The 14,396-nt window shown below is 55.4% G+C and carries 13 protein-coding genes, 1 tRNA gene and 1 pseudogene; 10 read left to right on the plus strand and 5 right to left on the minus strand.

What is annotated here, in order from left to right; translation table 11 throughout:
• The first annotated feature begins 671 nt into the window (after positions 1-671).
• Together AB870_RS12590 and AB870_RS26375 are read left to right on the plus strand one after the other, a co-directional pair.
• On the plus strand, positions 672-2,237 hold the full coding sequence (locus AB870_RS12590; protein WP_047904983.1) for a hypothetical protein: 1,566 nt from the start codon (positions 672-674) through the stop codon (positions 2,235-2,237).
• A 452-nt stretch (positions 2,238-2,689) separates the two neighbouring features.
• Positions 2,690-2,935 carry a hypothetical protein gene (locus tag AB870_RS26375; protein ID WP_157112309.1) on the plus strand — a complete coding sequence of 82 codons (246 nt, stop codon included), beginning with the start codon at positions 2,690-2,692 and terminating at the stop codon, positions 2,933-2,935.
• Positions 2,936-3,021: 86 nt separating this feature from the next.
• Here AB870_RS26375 and AB870_RS12595 read toward each other — a convergent pair whose 3' ends face one another.
• Positions 3,022-3,300, minus strand: a complete 279-nt coding sequence (locus tag AB870_RS12595; RefSeq protein ID WP_064674825.1) for a hypothetical protein — start codon at positions 3,298-3,300, stop codon at positions 3,022-3,024.
• Positions 3,301-3,413: 113 nt separating this feature from the next.
• Here AB870_RS12595 and AB870_RS12600 point away from each other — a divergent pair, with 113 nt between their 5' ends.
• The 8 genes from AB870_RS12600 to AB870_RS12635 all read left to right on the plus strand — a co-directional run bounded on the left by AB870_RS12600 (position 3,414) and on the right by AB870_RS12635 (position 10,724).
• Entirely contained in the window at positions 3,414-3,719 is a 306-nt protein-coding gene (locus AB870_RS12600) for a hypothetical protein (RefSeq protein ID WP_047904985.1), read from the plus strand.
• 337 nt (positions 3,720-4,056) lie between these two features.
• Positions 4,057-4,329 carry a hypothetical protein gene (locus tag AB870_RS12605; protein ID WP_047904986.1) on the plus strand — a complete coding sequence of 91 codons (273 nt, stop codon included), beginning with the start codon at positions 4,057-4,059 and terminating at the stop codon, positions 4,327-4,329.
• A gap of 325 nt (positions 4,330-4,654) precedes the next feature.
• Positions 4,655-4,906 carry a hypothetical protein gene (locus AB870_RS12610; RefSeq protein WP_047904987.1) on the plus strand — a complete coding sequence of 84 codons (252 nt, stop codon included), beginning with the start codon at positions 4,655-4,657 and terminating at the stop codon, positions 4,904-4,906.
• A 176-nt stretch (positions 4,907-5,082) separates the two neighbouring features.
• Positions 5,083-6,750, plus strand: coding sequence for an IgG-binding virulence factor TspB family protein (locus AB870_RS12615; protein WP_167362699.1), 1,668 nt, complete (start codon positions 5,083-5,085; stop codon positions 6,748-6,750).
• Positions 6,751-6,757: 7 nt separating this feature from the next.
• Complete coding sequence (locus AB870_RS12620) at positions 6,758-7,057, plus strand: DUF2523 family protein (RefSeq protein ID WP_237169932.1); 300 nt, start codon at positions 6,758-6,760, stop codon at positions 7,055-7,057.
• A gap of 5 nt (positions 7,058-7,062) precedes the next feature.
• Entirely contained in the window at positions 7,063-8,124 is a 1,062-nt protein-coding gene (locus AB870_RS12625) for a zonular occludens toxin domain-containing protein (RefSeq protein ID WP_047904989.1), read from the plus strand.
• Positions 8,121-9,788, plus strand: a complete 1,668-nt coding sequence (locus AB870_RS12630) for a type II secretion system protein GspD (RefSeq protein WP_064674826.1) — start codon at positions 8,121-8,123, stop codon at positions 9,786-9,788. Before AB870_RS12625 ends, AB870_RS12630 begins: the two co-directional genes overlap by 4 nt.
• A gap of 147 nt (positions 9,789-9,935) precedes the next feature.
• Complete coding sequence (locus tag AB870_RS12635) at positions 9,936-10,724, plus strand: rolling circle replication-associated protein (RefSeq protein WP_047908149.1); 789 nt, start codon at positions 9,936-9,938, stop codon at positions 10,722-10,724.
• An 850-nt stretch (positions 10,725-11,574) separates the two neighbouring features.
• Here the strand turns inward: AB870_RS12635 and AB870_RS25620 are convergent.
• The 4 genes and pseudogenes from AB870_RS25620 to AB870_RS12645 all read right to left on the minus strand — a co-directional run bounded on the left by AB870_RS25620 (position 11,575) and on the right by AB870_RS12645 (position 14,165).
• A complete protein-coding gene (locus AB870_RS25620; RefSeq protein ID WP_237169933.1) occupies positions 11,575-12,135 on the minus strand; it encodes a hypothetical protein in 561 nt (186 codons plus the stop codon).
• 123 nt (positions 12,136-12,258) lie between these two features.
• A pseudogene (locus AB870_RS27540) lies at positions 12,259-12,360 on the minus strand (HNH endonuclease); the annotation flags it as partial.
• 524 nt (positions 12,361-12,884) lie between these two features.
• Positions 12,885-13,889, minus strand: coding sequence for a tyrosine-type recombinase/integrase (locus tag AB870_RS12640; RefSeq protein ID WP_047904990.1), 1,005 nt, complete (start codon positions 13,887-13,889; stop codon positions 12,885-12,887).
• A gap of 189 nt (positions 13,890-14,078) precedes the next feature.
• A tRNA-Leu gene (locus AB870_RS12645) sits at positions 14,079-14,165 on the minus strand.
• Between the last annotated feature and the right edge of the window lie 231 nt (positions 14,166-14,396).

Below are 14,396 nucleotides of genomic sequence, written 5' to 3' on the forward strand. Positions count from 1 at the left end.
AGGGCCGAGTTCTTTGAGTATTTTGAAGGATTGAGTAGGGCGTTCGTGTTGGAACTTAAAGAGGCACAGATGTTGCCCGAGGCAGTCTCCCTGCACACCCTCCGAAGTGCGTCATCGGGATTTCATCCTCCTCAGTTTTTTACCCGCATTGACCCGGACAGTTCATTGGCCAGCACAATGACTGCAGGAATGTCGTCCAAAGGCAAGAACGGTCGTCGGCGTCGAGTGCCTTACCGACGAGTCGCCCATAGAGTTGGAGGAAAAAAATCCGGAAAATCTGCATAGCAGCGCCTTTCCTAGAGAAGACCGGATTTGCAACGTACCCTGTTCTCCACACCTAAATTCGACGCAAGCGCATTCAACGTACGCAATGCAACGCAAATGTCGTAGTGCTCGCAGGAAAACTCTCATGCTGAGCCGGTGTGCGAGGAGAATTCGAGCAGCCTCTGCCCGGGTGGCCGCGAAAAAGAAGTAACACGGGGAGAGGCTCCCAAAAATGCCTTATGTTCCGAGAACCCCAAAAGAAAAGGCCCCGCGTTTGCGGGGCCTCAATAAACGGGGGCTTGAGCCATTCGGAATTCGCGGCTTACGCCGTTGCATCGTCTCGGGTCGCGCCCCACCTAGCCTGTTGGTCAGTCCACTGGACTAATCGTGCATGCATAATATATCACATGCTATCAACAGTCAATCCAACACAGAATGCCGCCGCCATCAGGCTCCTTGAGTTTCTTTCCGACCGACGACCGTGGCATCGGTCTCTTTGGGGGATCGGGGCCATTCTTGCGATGGAGGAGCTTCACGAAGCCTGCGTAGCCATGAGGCATGGCCATCTCAGCGAGGGTGCCATAAAGCGGATCGCGTCGTCACTCCAGAAGCGTATCGGCGTACATCCTGCGTTCACAGACAACGAGCGCCTGTTTCTTCGACAGCAGTTGAATCAAGTACCCCGCGCCGATGGTGCTGCTCACTATGGAATACGTGAGTTGTCTGCCCGGGTGTCTCCGAACTACTTGAGTCGCTGGGGAGACGCCGTCGCGAAAGGAAGATTCACTGTAGAGACATTCGCACGGAGCGTCGCTGCGCACATTCTCGATGCAGGTTTCGCCGGACCATACATGCACAGCATCATTAAGAGCTATTTGGATGCTCCGGAGCCAATCACGCTTGAGGAGTTGTGCAATAGTCTGCAAACAGAAATGGCTGCAAATCCGGTTCGCGAGTTTGAAGTAATGCTCGCGTTCACTGCCGCACCGACCACAGGCAATGGTGTCCCTGAGGTCTGGCTGAAAGGGCCAGAAGTTACTGCTTGGCTTCGCGAGCACGGCTTCGAAACGTCAGGCGTTAGAGCTCAATTCGGGATGCGGCTACACGTGCAAGCCCGAGACCGGGTCGGCGCAGCGCAAGCCGCTCGCACCGAGGCCGACCGATATGCCGCACGCGCGTTACTTGCATCAGGAAATCCCCTGAGCTACGCGCCATGGCTGTGGGTTAAGGGAAGTCCTGAACCCGCACCGATGAACGAGGATTCGCGCGGAGTTGGCGTCAAAGAATTGCTCCATGGAGACCGTGTTTTCACACCGAGTTCAAGCCCTAGTGTCGACGCTGCGCTTGAGCTCTTGTCGCACCTGGAAAACAGCTCGCCTCCCGCAGCAGTCGCTGGAGGTTGGGGTGCAATCGAAGGATTGCTTTCAGATCCGAGTGACCGCTCAAGTGCCGCCGACAACTTAGCCACATTAGTGGCATGCTCATTCCCTAGAGCCGAACTCACGACTCTGTCGTACAAGGCGCAACGCGAATTTCCCGATCAGTTTCATGCTCTGAAAGAAGCGCTCACCAACCGAGAGCGGTCGCGCATCGTGGCTCGGAAGATTATCGACAACACAATGCCCCAACTGCGAGGAATCACAGATCAAGCGGCGGTCGCGCGAGTTAGGAAGTTGTTAGCGAATCCACAGCCAGAACTACAGACGATTCGCGACTCAATCGGAGAATCACTTCACCGTCTATATCGGCAGCGAAATCTAATTCTGCACGGAGCCAGACTGGACAGCGTGGCGCTGGCGGCAAGCTTGCGAACCGTAGCTAAGCTTGTAGGGGCCGGTATGGATCGTATTACCCATGGGCACTATGCTCAGAACCTAAAACCTATGGAGTTAGTGGCAAAAGCCAATCTCGCTCTCGCGACGGTCAGTCGAGAGCATCCGATGGGTTGCGTCGATCTGCTCGAAATGAACTGACCGGTGTTCGACACGCTATCGACGCACCGCATCGATGTCAGCCCACATGCCAAAATTGCCAATGCAAACGCGGCTGGCCACTGCAAGGCCTAGGAATGATCCCGAAGAACTTATGGGCGACGTCCGAATCTCGCGCTAAATCGTAAAATCCCGGCCTCCATGGCTTGAAACGCACATGCAGCGCCAATAGACTGTCTACCGTCACGTCCCAAAACGTGACCGGGTTTAGCAGCCCGAAGATGAGTTTATGGGCACACGGCCGCATGTACTTGCGGTCTTAGTGTGCGATGTCCTTCATACATCTATCAATGGGTGGGCTTGGATTGGGACGCCTTCGGGCGTGCCGCTGAACCATACTCGTCGCGGTCTGCTAACCCAGTTCAATGCCCACCCACCCCTGCGGCCTGCAGAGGGTGGCGGGAATCTCAAACGGTTAGTACGAGGAACCCTCCATGACTTGGCCCCAGCGTATCAACACGCCGTCCCGCGACACATTAGACCGCCTTAACGAATTGTCTGAACGGCTTGTCGAACTTTCTATGGTGGGAGCAAATCAACGATTCGACATGATTCCCGACAACTTCAACGAAGCCTATTTCGATCAGATGTGCGACATCTCCACCGAGGTATACGATTTATGCCATAAGCTCGATGAAGATGTGAATTACCTGCTTTCGCAAAAAACTGTGGCGGCGTAAGCTTCAGCAACTCAATTGGCCCCCCGCATACCAAAGCCCCCGTCTTACCCACACCAGTTAGCGATCAGACCTCCCCCTCCCCGCCTTCACTTCAATCGAAGCTCCGACGAACTCCTCAACGTCTTCCGGTCCCGCTCCACTCTCTCCAACACCGGCGAAGAATGCCCGTGATCCTCGTCCGTCATCCCCGTTCCCAACCAATACGCATACTGAGGCCAGTGCTTGCAGAGCGCGAGAATCGCATCCTCTGTTGCACGTTGACGCCCCTCGTAGATGCTGCGCCAGGTCTGCGCCCGCACGCCGCTCAACTCCTCTAGTGCCTTAAATCTGCGATGGGTCGGGACGACCGCATCGATGATCTCCATGATTCTTTCGCGCATTGTCGGAACCTTCCCAAACCACGAGGCAGGGATCCTCAATATGATTCGTACAGGTTTTACGAATCAGTAAATTTCTTACGACGGAATGGAGGATTCACATGACCAGCAAGCAGAAGCTCACGATCGTAAACGTCATCCGCCGTGAGGGCGTCTCTTCCAAAACAGGGCGTCCATACGACATGCGAACAGCGCAGTGCATCCTTTGGCAAACAACCAGTGAAGGCGAGGAGACCGTGGTAGGCACGGTCACGCTCCCCAACTCGCTGAAAGACACCGAGAAAGGCGATTACTACGCCGAGTTTGCAATGGCGCAATCGATGGACGGCTCGCTTGTCCCTCGAATTGTATCGCTCCTACCTTTCGCCACTTCTTCCAAAACGGTCGCACCTAAAATCGCTCAGTGACGTTCCTCATGTCGTCGACCGCGTAGGCCTACCGACCGCCTGTTTCCGAATTCGGCCCCCCGCTCGCTTTTTTCACCCTGCCGCGCTCAGTGGCACAAATGGGGGTTGCAATGGTTCGATCTATCTCGTGGCGAATCGCCAGGCACAGTCCTACCCACTCAGCACGCGCATTCGCTGTCCCAATAGCTGAGATTCTTCTTCCGCCCCGTCGGCATATGTCGGCGCTGCACCTCATCAGCACTCGCTCGCGTCACAACGACCGCTCACCGGTGCGAATCGATGCTCATCGAGACGTCATGCAATACCGCGCATTCAAATTCAACTGACGAGGGCCGCCATGAGCGACATGAATGACTTTAATCGGCCGGGAGACGGCATTTGGCACATCGTTGAATCCCTCGACCCACCTCCTGAATTCGACTTCGACACAAACGATCCGACCTACGACAACTACCTGTTCGACGAAGAACAAGAGTACGTCGGTAGTCGCCGTGTAGTCGCGACTGCGAGGAACCTAGACGAGTTGGTGCAAAGGATTCTCGAGATAGGTACTGACAACGAACGCGGCGTTGGTACCGATTTTGATGACTTTCTGACTGACGACGCATGACGCACGTTAGCTCAGTAAAGAACGTACTCATTTGCCGTCCGCAACTGCACGATGAGTCCATTTCCGAACTCGACTCTCTGGCATGTCCCGGCAACGGCGCTTCGCGCCTCAAGCTGGCCACGACACGGGCTTACGTCTCCAGTGCTAGCGAAGCTCCTCCCCCGCCCGACTTCATCCAGGCGGGCGCTTTCTGGACACTGGCATTCGCAACCGTCGTAGGTCTTTGGTTTGTGAGTGCCCATGTGGGTGCGGTTCTCGGATTCATCCGCCGAGGCTGACACAGCGCGCCGGGCGTTTCCCGGCATCTCAATCGGAGGTAACCACCATGAAGGAAGTGCTTCAACGAGTCCGCACGGTCAATATGCGCGTCGGCGTCGGCATCACTTTGGCCGCGGCATCCTGCTTCGCTAAGGCCGCAGGGGAAGGCGGCAGTGCCGGAGATTTGTCCGCGTTGACGTCCGGCATCAGCATGGGCTCGACGGCATCCGCGATCATCGCTGCCGCTCTGACGTTGGTCGGTGTGTATGCCACGTTACGCGGCGCAAAGATCGTGTTGAGCCTGGTTAAGGGCGGCTAACCGTCCAAAGCGGCCCGGCATCCGACGCGCGCTAAGGATGCCCGGCCCTTCGACTGATCTCCGAAGCGCCCCTCCCGCCATCCAACCAAGATCATGCCGATACAAGAACTGTGGAATCTGACTTTCTTCGCGTGGGGAATCGTTTGCGGATGGGCCGTCGTCCAAGGACTGAGGGGATGACCATGAAACGTATATTCGCGGCTGCCGTGCTCCTTTCAATCCTCGCGCAACAACCTGCTGCCCCTCAGGCGCTACCTGCGGCGAACTTCGCCATGAATCGCGCGATCGGTGGCATCATCACGCGAATCGCGGCATCGCGCGGCTTCGCAGCAAACGATCCCCGCATCATTGCTACACTCGAAGCGATCTCAACAACCAGTACCTCACTCAATGTCCTCTCGACCGGTGTCGGGGTCGGACTGTCTATCGCAGGTGTGCCCGTCTGGCTCACGATTCTTGCAGGGCTTGGTATCGTTGGCGCGGGCGCTCAAGTGCTTGCCACGCTGGGAAATGCAGAAGTTGCTATCGGGCAGACCTACGACGGTTCCGTTTCCGTGGTTCGCATAAATACGCTTGATGAGCCAATCGTCCTACCTCCGTACCCCGAATTCGTAACGCCTCAAGCCGAATATAAGCTTTTCGAAAAGCTAAAGCGACTAGGTGCACACGTCTATCGAACAGCCGACTGCAGCGCAGCGAACACGCGTGCGGCATGCCATGAATATCCGCTGATCCCGTCCGTCGAAACTGGCATTGCACTCCGTTTTCAGGAGCACAAGCTTCGCATCCCCTTTCAGTCGATTGCGGAACTTGAGGACTTGCGCGCGCGATGGGAGTTCGAACCGGGAGACGAAGATCCGCAACTGCGGCTCATCGAAACGTTTGACGAAGACGGTGAGTTCGCGGGCTTTGCCGAGCGCATGTGGACCAACAAGCATCGCTGCAAAAAGAGTGACATGCCCGATTGCACCGCTGAACATGAATGGGTCACTCTCAAGGTGAATCCCGAAATGTTCGACATCACCCGCGACGCTTTCCACGGACGGAATCGAACGACTTCCCAGACGCTATATCCCGATCTGAACGCCGCCCGCGCAGACATGAGTCGCGATATCCTCAAAATGCCAATCAGCGCGGAGTCACTGGCCAGCATCGTGGATCAGTCTTGGTGGCAAGCCGCCGAATCCCCCGATTACAAGGGACTCCCTTACGACGAATCGGAACCGGTCACCGAAGATGATGTTTGGATCTGGATCAAACGAAACCCGAAGGAGGTGCCATACATCGGGGACATTCTGGAGCCAGCCAATCCTCCGGACGAGACGACTGTCCCTATTTCGCCGCGAGTCCGCCCACGAGGCGATCCCTTTCCGACAATCGATCCCGCAACAGATCCGCGCACACAACCCGAGATCGATCCAGTAACGAACCCGGACACGGCACGCGATCCGAACAAGAAACCCGATCCAGAGATCGACCGCGAACGGGCTGTTGAAGGTGTACAAGACGTTAACGTCGTCAACAGACCGACGGTCGATATCGGCAACCGGGTGAAGGTGGACATCGAGTTGGGCAACGCTCCGGAAACGACTACGCCCCAATTGGAAGACACACCGACGGCAAAGATGATCCTCGATCCGCTCTTGAATCTGACGTCCGAACTCAAGTCCTGGTCGATGCCTTCAAGCAACGGCGCCTGCCCGAGCGCAACGCTCAACGTCTTCGACGCGTCCATTCCGTTTGATGCCCACTGCACGATTGCCGAGCGCATCGGACCACAACTGCGTCAGGCCATGCTCGCCGCGTTCGCCGTCGTCGCGATTCTGATCGTCCTCTCAGCTTGAGGTGTCTATGCCACTGTTCTCGATTCTCTCCGGTGCGCTGAACGTCGTATTGGGCTTCATGTTTCGCGCATCAGTGGTCAAGTGGGGCGCGTTCTTCGTGCTTTGGTATGTCGTCACCGAGTTCGTCTCGGTTATTAAATCCAGCGGCCTGCTGCCAGACGCCGCCAAGCTCAACGACGCGTTCTCAGGAATTCCCTCGGGTGTCTGGTACTGGCTCGATTTGTTTGCCATCGCAGAAGGAGCACCAATGATCGTTGGCGCTTTGGCGACGCGCTTCCTGATTCGGCGCTTGCCGATCATCGGTTAAACGCTATGGCAATCAACGCGTACACCGGCCTGATGGGGTCTGGCAAAAGTTATGAGGTCGTCAGCAACGTCATCGTGCCTGCCGTTCTGGCGGGTCGACGCGTGGTGACGAATATCGATGGCATTAACCCCGAGGAAATCTACGCGTACTGCAAGGACGTTGGAAAAACTAACGCGAAAAGGCTTGGAGAAGTGATCCCCGTCACAAACTCAGACTTACGCAAAGACGGATTCTTCCCTGACGAGACAAAGCCCGAAGTCGAGTCATTCGTGAAGCCCGGCGACCTCGTCGCCGTAGACGAGGCATGGGAGTTCTGGTCTTCTGAGAAGAAGATCACCCCCGAACATATGCGCTTCTTCCGTATGCACCGGCACTATGTGCATGCAGAAACTGGCGTGTCATGCGACGTCGCATTAATGATCCAGTCGATTACCGACCTTCATCGGCAGTTACGCTCCGTGATTGAACTTACGTTTGTCACGAAAAAGCTCAAAGTGCTCGGACAGAACCGTCGCTATCGAATCGAGATGTATAGCGGCGCGAAGCTCACAAAAGCGGCGCAAATCAGCATCGACATCACGACCTACAAGCCAGCCATATTTCCGCTTTATCAGTCTTACGCAGGGGGCAAAGGCAACGAGCGCGCTATCGACGCCAGGCACAACATCCTGCGAAGCCCCAAAGTGTGGATCAAAGTTGCGATTTACGCGACGTGTTCCATTGGCTCTGGTTGGTATTGTTGGCGTTACTTTCATCCGCAAACTGCTGCGGAGACTTCGGCCAATCAGGTTGCGTCGGAGAATAAACACGCCACACAGGATGACGCGCCCTACTCGACCCCATTACCGATGCCAATTCCGAGCGAGCGATGGCGCGTCGCCGGGCACTACTCTGTTGCGGGCGAACGGCACATTGTTCTGAGCGACAGCTCGGGCCGGATCCGCGTCGAGTCCCCCGCAGGATTCCGCAATCGTGGCCTCAACATTGTCGGCGAAGTCGATGGTCAACAAGTCACCGTTTGGTCTGGTCAACGGCCCGCGTCTCGGTTCTTCGGAGGAGCGTCATGAGGATCATTTTTGCGGGCGCGCTTTTGATGGCCTCCACATCGGTCATCGCGGACATGCCTCGCATTGTTCACGCGCCGATCGATTACCGTGGGCCAGCGCTTCGCGATGACGGTCCCGAAATTCGGGACGACACAGAGCGCCGCCGTATGTCGGACGGGCCCAAGGAACACGGTCCCGCCTCACGATTAGCGTCTCGGGTAACGTCCGGGACGTTCGACTTCCAGTTCGTCAACGTCGCGCAACTCCTTTCCTTGCTCTACAGCGAAGCCATCAGGACGCCGTACGTCATCGCGCCGGAAGTGCTCGAAGACCAGCGGATAGTCTCCATGAGGTTCAACACGAGGCGCGGTGACCTGCGGACTTTCCTCGCGTCACTCATCGAATCGCTTGGGTTCTCCATCGAAAAGCGCGAAGGCGTCGACTTCGTGTTCAAGCGACGCGATGTTGTCCCGGTTCAGCCCCCTCGGTCCACCTACGTATACCGACCGCAATATCGCGACACAGCCTATCTCGCGAATCTCGTCAGACCGATATTCCGAGGGCAATTCACAGTCAACCGTGAGGTACCCGCGTCGCCAGAAGGAAGAATCGACGGCAACGTTCCGGAAGGATCAGCTGCGATGCTCATCGACCAGAAGGGAGACACGCTCGTCTTCCGTGGCACTCAGGAGGAAATCCGAACGCTCACACAATTGCTTCCTCGCGTTGATACGCCAGTGGGCGAGGTTGCGGTACGTGCAACCGCCTACGAGGTCACACAAAGCACTGAACATGGCTCTGCGTTTCAACTTGCGCTCGATCTGCTTTCGAAAGGCTTAGGTCTATCCGTCGAAGTTACAGGCGAAAAGCTGAGTAATGCCGTTCGAATTAAGACGGGCGACCTCGACACCGTGTTTTCTGCGCTGGCGAGAGACACCCGGTTTCATGTCATCAATAGCCCCAACTTGCGCATTCGGTCTGGGGCGCGCGGAAAGCTGACGGTGGGGCAGAAGGTTCCGATACTTAAGTCGGTGTCTTACCCTCGCGGCGGCGGCGAGCCGGTCCAGTCCGTCGAATACCACTCGTCCGGGGTGATTTTTGAACTGAGGCCGACCGTCAAAGACTGCGTAATTGATCTGCACGTCTCGCAGCAGATTAGCGACTTCGTGAAGACGACAACCGGTGTTAACAAATCTCCGACGCTGAACACCCGGGAAGTCAGCACCGAAATCAGCCTCCAGGACGGCGACGTCATCCTGATCGGCGGCCTTACGACCAACAAGGCGTCAGACAACAACACGGGGCTGTCCTTCCTGCCGCGATTTCTGGACAGCTATTCGGATACCGCATCTGCCACTGAGATTCTCTTGGTGCTCCAGGTCGAGCGCGTGCGGGCATCTAGCGTCGGGAGTGTCGGCGCCGATATCGGAGCTAGCAGGGTTCACGGGAACGTCTGCAACGTCCGGACCGCTGACGCGCGACTCAGCGCGGCTCGCGCGACCGAGCAGCGGGTGGCACCACTGACGAACGCCGAAGCGCCGCCGTCGGCCACACCTCCCCTCATTGAAAACCGTCTTTCTTACCCCGCCGAAAAGGGGGAGCGGACCGAGGAAAGCGGGACGATTCGCGCGACCGCCGCCGCCCGCAGGGCCGAGGACGGCGGGGGCGCGCGAAGCGCGCCCTAGATTTATATCAGTAACACTTAACGGACAAGGAGGAAGTAAAGCCCGACTGAGAAGCTACAGCAACACGTTGATCCGGACGAAAAAAGGCCCCGATGCGGGGCACCGGGGCCAACACTTTCCGCGATGAAGCATGACAAAGGAGCTGCCATGCAGGAACCAATTCTAGGGAACGATGCCGCCTTCCGGCGAGAGTGGCTCATCCGAGGACGCAACTTCGGGGATGGCCAAGTCGAGGTCACAGCCACCCGATTCGACCGCTACATGGGCGCTCAGCAGCTTCATACCCTTCCGAAAGCCAAACGCGGCGAATCTGAGAATTCGGAAAACAACCAAATGGCGGCGGCGAAGCGAGCGAAGCAGCAAGTCAGATTGCGTTGTAAGGCCATCGCTGCGGATCGCATGATTACGTTGACCTACCGGGAAAACATGCAGGATAGAAGCCGGCTGAAACGGGACTTCGATGCTTTACGTCGCCGCTTGGGTAAGTTTCAGGACTTCCAGTACGTGGCGGTCTCAGAACGTCAGAAGCGAGGCGCGTGGCACCTGCACATCGCCGTAAAGGGTCGACAAAACTATCGCGTGCTTCGCTCCGTTTGGCGATCCATTGTCGGCGCAGATAACGGCAACGTCGACGTACGCAATCCGTTCCGTCAAAAGGGCCTGCGCCATAAGCTCGCTGCGTATCTCGGTAAGTACCTGACAAAAGACTTCGCTGAGCACAAGATGAACGAGAAACGCTATTGGACAAGCCGAGGAATCACGGTTCCAGAACGTCATCCTATCGATCACATACTCAGCGACGACGCCCCGAGAGCGATAGTGCTCGCCTTTGAGGCAGCACGACAAGTCGGTGCAAGCTTGGATCAATGCCAAGTCTTTTGGAATCAGGATCTAGGATGCTTTTGGTTGGCTACGCGGGAGAACGTCCATGGATGAGCCTCAACGACTCCCCCTTGAAATCGACAGCATCCGTCTCGTGGAGCATCTCGCCCAATCGGTGGCGGACCGGATAACGCCAGCGCTGCCGCTATCGATTCGACTCTGGAACGCGAAGACAATTGGCTCGTACCTCCAACGCTCCCCAGCCGTAGTACTTGAGCGGGTGGTCACACTTCCAGACTTTCCGATACCAATTCGACTTCCGTCCACTCGAGCGAAATCAAAAAGTGACGCGAACTCGCGCGTCGGTGACACCATGGGACAGCCTCTATGGAAAGCGATTGAAGACATCGCCTGGGTCGATTCGCACCGCAAGACACGAGGCGGACGCCCACGCAAACTGGACTAAGGTAAGTCGGCCGATTCTTCGCAACAACCGAGTCGGCCGCCACTGCCTGAAATTCGTCAACTGCTATACAGTAATGACTACAATCGGCCGCAACCGACCGTTAACGTGCATCGCAGATGAGATGTTCAGGCGTCGGTTTCACTTTGAAATCGGCCGTCCAGTTGTCGAAGATGGATACTTCGCCATCTGCCTTTGCCGACAGTCGCCTATCGGACACAGTTAGCGTTCCAAGCTTACTCATGTCATCACGATCTTGATTCGCCATTCGCCCATAGATTGCCGATGCTCAACGTTCGCGAATCGAAATCCCCAATTTTCTTGTCGTACGAATTCAGTTTCCTCATCAACATCCGCTACGCTCTTTGACAGCGGCAACTTTGCGGCTTCATAAATAATAAAATATGGGGCCTGACGGCAACTTCCGCTGAGAATTTCTCATTGAATTGTCGACCACATCAAAGAAAAACCAAGCTTCATGATTATTTATTAATTATCTCATCAATTCTTGTTGCTGTAGAGCGGTGATTTTCCATCATTAATCTCTAGCCATCGATGGTATCCATCCATACTGTTTCCGCCGAGATTGATTGAATACTCAACACCAAAAATTGCAAGCACAAAATAAAACTCACTACTTTCCGCTGTCCCCGTCGCGAGGATGTCACACTCCCAAATCGTTTGAACTGATTGCCCGTCCGAAGTTAGTGTCGAATTATCCTGCCCATATATGCGACGTTTGCTGTAATCCCATTTTTCCTCTGGCCTTGGTGCGCGTGCATATCTTCTAACCTCATCGAGTCCTTCATGCCCGACTATATAATCATTCCATCCGTCCGTGTTTTGCCAGCGAAATGCAAGCATCTCGAGCCCCATCTTTGCTAACCATCTTGACGTCAGCATGTCATCGGGAGCGGCTCCCGAAATGGGAATCATCATTTGGGTTCCGCCCGTGTCCAGATATTCCTCTATTTTTGAGAAATCATCTGACTTGAAAGAAAAACTAAGTTTCCCATGACGACGCGCGCTAACAATTTTATCCCCAAAAATCACCGAAGCCATGGGGATTTTTTGTCTTTTATTTTTTATCCCTTGATTAAACCTTAAATATAAAAACTCATTCGATTTTAGTATGGGTTGCTCGAGATGCGTGGCAAAATAATTATTACATCGATCACAGACCGTACCTTTTGGTAACATTAGTGTCGAATTTCCCAATGATTCGGGGATTATATGCTCAATAGCCACACTCGACGACGAATCTTTTTTGCAGAAAATACATCGCATTTTTATATTTAATAAATAAAAATATAGTAACCGAATGATTTCAGCCAAGTTGGTCAGATGTCAGGCGGCCTATTTTCTCATGATATTCCAGGGGAAGATTTTCCGAATAGCGACCACCTCCCGTGCGGTCGAGTGCTGTCCTCGCGCCTCCAAAAATTGCTATCTTCACAACATCAGGCGGTCTAACAACCACAGAACAACCCTTAGCCTTCCATTACCGGCGATTGTCCAAACGCCCGCAATGGGGGCAATTACGGAAGTTGAGCGTAGCATCACGTGCGATTGATCGTCGACCAGTTGAAACCACAGCCAGGAGCGGTCTATCGTGATTTTCTGTTTATCGGTTGAGCATTAGGCATAGCCGAACAATTGAGTGGTCCATCAGCGATGTCGCAGCATCCATAGGTCGCATTGCCACGTGGATATCCCATCTATTCGATCCATGAATGCATGGTCTCCCCCCTCCGAACATTTGACGAAATTGAGACTGGCGGACGGATGCAGCGCCGATATATCTTTTACTATTAACCTAGGCGTCCCGCGATATCCGTTGCCGTCGCGTTGTAGTAAGTCATGAGTTCAGAGATGTTTCTATGGCCGGTCATTCTGGCTAAGTCCAGCGGCTGCAATTTCTTCGCCAGACGCGTGATAGCTTCGTGACGGGTATCGTGAAACGTGACGTCGGGGATCTGCGATCTGTCTCGTGCCTTCCGAAAAAGTGCGTCGCGGCTGGAAGTCGACAAGGCAAATAGCGGTTTGCCTTTTTCCACTGCCGGGAGCATTTTCAGCAGTTCAATTGCTCGCGAGGACAACGGTACGTTTCGTGCCGTTCCGTTCTTGGTCATCGGTAGTCGTGCGAACTTGCCCTTGAAGTTCACCGACGATGCGGTGAGCGTCAGGATTTCGCTGGAGCGCATGGCCGTCTCTATTGCAAAAAGGAATGCTACCGCTACCCGCTGCATTGGTTTTTCTACCGGCTGTCCTTCTTCGTAGCCCATGCTTGTAAGCAGCGACTCGATTTCTTCTTCGGATATCAATCGTTCGCGGCCTGGCGGATCTGGCGGGCGCTTCACTTCCGCCATCGGATTCGTCACCAGCCAGCCCCACTCTTTCCGGGCCACGAGAAACGCATGCGACATCAGCGACATTTCCCGAGAGGTCGATGCCCCCGAAACCTCCCGCATTCGCGCGTCCCGCCACGCCGCTATATGACTGGGCCGTAGATCCGCCAGTTTGATCTCCGCGAACTTTCGCCCGCCGATCTCTTTGCTACCGATTAGCGGTAAACGCAGCTTTTCCCACCTCGCGCCACGTTTCGTCGGGCTCACCTTCAGCTCGTACTCCCGGAGCACATCACCGACGGTGAGCGTCTTACTGCCAAAACCATCCGCGATAGATCGCAGCTCCGTCTCACGCTTCGCGCTCCACGCTAACGCAGCAGCCTTCGTGTCAAACGTGCGACTGTCCCGCACGCCGTTCTGCTTTACCTGCGCTCTCCAACCTTTCGAAGTCTTCGTAATCGATGCCATTTTTTGGGGCCGAGTTGGGGCCCCAATGGGGCCGACCCATCGATTTTAGGTTTGAAGAGGTGAGATTTTGCGCCCCGGACGAACAATCGGAATTCACGCAAAAAACCCCGCCAAGCCTTACAGGCAGGTCGTTTGCGAGATATTGCGGGAAGAAGTGAGACCTACAAAACCGATGCCAAAACGGAAAGTTGGTGCGAGGAAGGGGACTCGAACCCCTACACCCTTGCGGGCGTCAGGACCTAAACCTGGTGCGTCTACCAATTTCGCCATCCTCGCAGCCCGTGGGTGTCATTACCTTGTAGGGACGACATCCCGGCATCGGGTCGACGGCATGCTTGCGTCCTGTCGGACATGAAAAGGGGCGACCTGTCGCCGCCCCGCTGCACGCGTCAAAGCAGGCGCGTATTCTACATGAACCGATATTGGCCGGCAATCTCCCGCCCGCCATCCGCCATCCGCCATCCGCCTTGCTCGCCGCCCATTCGGCCCGCAATGCTAGAATTCGCA

The organism is Pandoraea faecigallinarum, from assembly GCF_001029105.3.
Taxonomy (GTDB): Bacteria; Pseudomonadota; Gammaproteobacteria; order Burkholderiales; family Burkholderiaceae; genus Pandoraea; species Pandoraea faecigallinarum.

Coding starts and splice junctions, on each gene's coding strand:
- AB870_RS12590 (WP_047904983.1), top strand. CDS start 672: ATGCTATCAACAGTCAATCCAACACAGAATGCCGCCGCCATCAGGCTC.
- AB870_RS26375 (WP_157112309.1), top strand. CDS start 2,690: ATGACTTGGCCCCAGCGTATCAACACGCCGTCCCGCGACACATTAGAC.
- AB870_RS12595 (WP_064674825.1), bottom strand. CDS start 3,300: ATGGAGATCATCGATGCGGTCGTCCCGACCCATCGCAGATTTAAGGCA.
- AB870_RS12600 (WP_047904985.1), top strand. CDS start 3,414: ATGACCAGCAAGCAGAAGCTCACGATCGTAAACGTCATCCGCCGTGAG.
- AB870_RS12605 (WP_047904986.1), top strand. CDS start 4,057: ATGAGCGACATGAATGACTTTAATCGGCCGGGAGACGGCATTTGGCAC.
- AB870_RS12610 (WP_047904987.1), top strand. CDS start 4,655: ATGAAGGAAGTGCTTCAACGAGTCCGCACGGTCAATATGCGCGTCGGC.
- AB870_RS12615 (WP_167362699.1), top strand. CDS start 5,083: ATGACCATGAAACGTATATTCGCGGCTGCCGTGCTCCTTTCAATCCTC.
- AB870_RS12620 (WP_237169932.1), top strand. CDS start 6,758: ATGCCACTGTTCTCGATTCTCTCCGGTGCGCTGAACGTCGTATTGGGC.
- AB870_RS12625 (WP_047904989.1), top strand. CDS start 7,063: ATGGCAATCAACGCGTACACCGGCCTGATGGGGTCTGGCAAAAGTTAT.
- AB870_RS12630 (WP_064674826.1), top strand. CDS start 8,121: ATGAGGATCATTTTTGCGGGCGCGCTTTTGATGGCCTCCACATCGGTC.
- AB870_RS12635 (WP_047908149.1), top strand. CDS start 9,936: ATGCAGGAACCAATTCTAGGGAACGATGCCGCCTTCCGGCGAGAGTGG.
- AB870_RS25620 (WP_237169933.1), bottom strand. CDS start 12,135: ATGGCTTCGGTGATTTTTGGGGATAAAATTGTTAGCGCGCGTCGTCAT.
- AB870_RS12640 (WP_047904990.1), bottom strand. CDS start 13,889: ATGGCATCGATTACGAAGACTTCGAAAGGTTGGAGAGCGCAGGTAAAG.